Origin of the sequence: Streptomyces sp. NRRL WC-3549 (assembly GCF_000721935.1) — a bacterium.
In the GTDB taxonomy this organism is placed as follows: domain Bacteria; phylum Actinomycetota; class Actinomycetes; order Streptomycetales; family Streptomycetaceae; genus Streptomyces.
The window spans coordinates 74447-78075 of record NZ_KL585403.1; the positions used below are offsets into that span (position 1 = coordinate 74447).

Sequence of the window (3629 nt, forward strand, 5' to 3'; positions counted from 1 at the left end):
GGGCATGACGGACGACAACCGCCGCCCCGGCACCGTCTCGGCCGCCGAGGTCCGCCGTCCGCGCAGGGGCGCGGGTCCGTCCGCCGATGCCCGCCGCGCGGAGGCCCTCGCGCACACCACCGGCTTCCGCCGCCCGCACCGCAGTCCGCGTCCACCGTCACAGCCGCACACCCGCCGGCACCCCGCAGAAGGAGCAGAGCCCATGCCGCCGTCCTCCCGCCCCGCACTGTCCGAACCCGCCGACTACGTCGTCGTCGGCGGCGGTACCGCCGGTTGTGTCATCGCCTCCCGCCTCACCGAGGACCCCGACGTCACCGTCACCCTCGTCGAGGGCGGTCCCACCGACATCGACCGCGACGACGTCCTCACCCTGCGCCGCTGGCTCGGACTGCTCGGCGGCGACCTCGACTACGACTACCCGACGACCGAGCAGCCACGCGGGAACTCGCACATCCGCCACAGCCGCGCCCGCGTCCTCGGCGGCTGTTCGTCGCACAACACGCTGATCAGCTTCAAACCGCTGCCCGGCGACTGGGACGAATGGGCCGAGGCCGGTGCCGACGGCTGGGACGCGGCCTCCATGGACCCCTACTTCGCCCGCCTGCGCAACCACATCGTGCCCGTCGACGAGAAGGACCGGAACTCCATCGCCCGCGACTTCGTCGACGCCGCCACGGCCGCCGCCGGGGTCCCGCGCGTCGAGGGCTTCAACAGGAAGCCCTTCCACGAGGGCGTCGGCTTCTTCGACCTGGCCTACCACCCGGAGGACAACAAGCGCTCCTCGGCGTCCGTGGCCTACCTCCACCCGCACATCGAAGCAGGTGACCGCCCCAACCTCTCGATCCTGCTGGAGACCTGGGCGTACAGGCTGGAGTTCGAGGGCAAGCGCGCCACCGGGGTCCACGTCCGCACCAAGGACGGCGAGGAGATCCTGCTGCGCGCCGGGCGCGAGGTCATCGTCTGCGCCGGAGCGGTGGACACCCCCCGGCTGCTGCTGCACTCCGGCGTCGGACCGGCGAAGGACCTCGACGCCCTCGGCATCCCGGTCGTGCACGACGCGCCGGCCGTGGGCGAGAACCTGCTCGACCACCCCGAGTCGGTCATCGTCTGGGAGACCGACGGACCCATCCCGGAGAACTCCGCGATGGACTCCGACGCGGGCCTCTTCGTACGCCGCGACCCCGGCTCCCGGGGCCCCGACCTGATGTTCCACTTCTACCAGATCCCCTTCACCGACAACCCGGAGCGCCTCGGCTACGAGAAGCCCGAGCACGGCGTGTCGATGACCCCGAACATCCCCAAGCCGCGCAGCCGCGGCCGTCTCTACCTCACCAGCGCCGACCCCGAGGCCAAACCGGCCCTGGACTTCCGCTACTTCACCGACGAGGAGGACTACGACGGCCGCACCCTGGTCGACGGCATCAAGCTCGCCCGCGAGATAGCGCGGACCGAGCCCCTGGCCCACTGGCTGGGGCGCGAGGTCTGCCCAGGCCCCGAGGTCACCTCCGACGAGGACATCAGCGCGTACGCCCGCAAGGCCGCCCACACCGTCTACCACCCGGCCGGCACCTGCCGGATCGGCGCCCCCGGCGACCCGGCCGCCGTCGTCGACCCGCAGCTGCGGATCCAGGGCCTGGACGGCATCCGCGTCGCCGACGCCTCCGTCTTCCCGACCATGCCCGCCGTGAACCCGATGATCGGCGTCCTGATGGTGGGCGAGAAGTGCGCCGAACTGCTGCGCACGACCCCGACCGAGGGAGGCGACGTCCGATGAGCGCATTCCCCGCACCCGCTCCGGCGCGCACGGCGCCCGGGGCCGCCGCACCCGTGTTCTCCGTACGCGGCCTCTGGAAGGTCTTCGGGCCCCGCGCCGAACGCGTCCCCGGCGGCGAGCACGCCGCTCTCCCGCCCGCCGAACTGCGCGAGCGCACCGGCTGCACCGCCGCCGTGCGGGACGTCTCCTTCGACGTCGCCAAGGGCGAGGTCTTCGTCGTCATGGGTCTCTCCGGCTCCGGCAAGTCCACCCTCGTACGCTGTCTGACCCGGCTCATCGAGCCCACCAGCGGCACCCTGACCATCGACGGCGAGGACGTCCTGGCCATGGACCGCGCCCGGCTGCGTGAACTGCGCCGCCACCGGGCCGCGATGGTCTTCCAGCACTTCGGACTGCTGCCGCACCGCACCGTCCTCGACAACGTCGCCTACGGCCTGGAGATCCAGGGCCTGGGCAAGGCAGAACGCCGCGCCAGGGCCGCCGAACTGGTGGAGAAGGTCGGCCTCGCCGGTCTCGAGGCCCGTCGCCCCGCCCAGCTCTCCGGCGGCCAGCAGCAGCGCGTCGGACTGGCCCGCGCGCTCGCCGTCGATCCCTCCGTCCTCCTCTTCGACGAACCGTTCAGCGCCCTGGACCCGCTGATCCGCCGGGAGATGCAGGACGAGGTCGTCCGGCTGCACCGGGAGGAGGGCCGGACGATGGTCTTCATCACCCACGACCTGAGCGAGGCGCTGCGCCTGGGCACCCGCATCGCCCTCATGCGCGACGGCGGGATCGTGCAGCTCGGGACCCCCGAGGAGATCGTGGGCTCACCCGCCGACGACTACGTACGCGAGTTCGTCCGGGACGTACCGCGCGAGCAGGTCCTCACCGTCGCCACCGCCATGCGCCCGCCGACCGCGGACGACGGGGAGCACGGCCCGGCCCTGCGCCCCGACGCCACCGTCTCCGAGGCCATCGAGGCCGTCGTCCGCTCCCGGCAGCCCACGGCCCGGGTCATGGACAGGGGCCGGCTCGTCGGGGTCGTCGACCACACCTGCCTCCTCGACGTCGTCGCGGGCACGGGGGCCCACGGGGTGAACGCCTGATGGCCACCGCCCACGTCACCACCTCCGCCGCCGGGCCCCGCACCGGCGGCCCGCTCGGCGCGCTGCGCGGCCGGCCCGCGCTCGGCAAGCTGCTCCTCCTGCTGGTCGCCGCCGCCGTCGCCGTGCCCGTCGTCCACGCCCGCTGGGGCGGCGGGGCCTGGCCCGGCGCGCTGACCGCCGACCTGAGCGCACCGCTCGGCGAGGTCAACGACTGGATCATCTCCAACCGCGACAGCCACCCGCTGTTCCTCTACTTCCTCGGGCACATCAGCAACGCCGTCGTCCTGTCCGTACGCGGCGTCTACCTGGCCCTCCTCGCGCTCGGCTGGGCGGGGGTCACCGCCGTCGCCGCGCTCGTCGCCTGGCGGACGGCAGGTGTCCGCCTCGCGGTGACGGCCGCACTGTCCTTCGTCGCCTGCGGGCTGCTCGGCATGTGGGTGCCGACCATGCAGACCCTCGCCCTGATGGTCGTCGCGGTTCTCGCCTCCGTCGCCCTCGGGATCCTGCTGGGACTCGCGGCCGGGCTGTCCGACCGTACGTTCCGCTTCCTGCGGCCCGTCCTGGACACCATGCAGGTGCTGCCCGCCTTCGCCTACCTGCTGCCCGTCGTGCTGGTCTTCGGGATCGGCGTGCCCGGCGCGGTCCTGGCGACCGTGGTCTACGCGGCCCCGCCGATGGCCCGGCTCACCGCGCTCGGGCTGCGCGGGGCCGACGCCGGGGTGATGGAGGCGGTGACCTCGCTCGGCGCGACCGGCCGGCAGCGCCTGCTG

General features: G+C 73.4%; 3 protein-coding genes. All 3 read left to right on the forward strand.

The features are described 5' to 3' along the window. Positions 1-202 precede the first annotated feature (202 nt). The gene (locus IH13_RS0117705) at positions 203-1774 is read left to right on the forward strand and encodes a GMC family oxidoreductase (RefSeq protein WP_031085566.1); all 1572 of its coding nucleotides are present in this window, start codon (positions 203-205) and stop codon (positions 1772-1774) included. Beyond that, positions 1771-2859 (forward strand): quaternary amine ABC transporter ATP-binding protein, encoded by a 1089-nt coding sequence (locus IH13_RS0117710; protein ID WP_031085568.1) that lies wholly within the window; start codon positions 1771-1773, stop codon positions 2857-2859. The genes IH13_RS0117705 and IH13_RS0117710 overlap by 4 nt, the downstream gene beginning before the upstream one ends. Beyond that, positions 2859-3629: ABC transporter permease subunit (locus IH13_RS0117715; protein ID WP_031085571.1), on the forward strand; the 771-nt coding region annotated here is incomplete at its 3' end. The genes IH13_RS0117710 and IH13_RS0117715, both read left to right, overlap by 1 nt.

Coding starts and splice junctions, on each gene's coding strand:
- IH13_RS0117705 (WP_031085566.1), top strand. CDS start 203: ATGCCGCCGTCCTCCCGCCCCGCACTGTCCGAACCCGCCGACTACGTC.
- IH13_RS0117710 (WP_031085568.1), top strand. CDS start 1,771: ATGAGCGCATTCCCCGCACCCGCTCCGGCGCGCACGGCGCCCGGGGCC.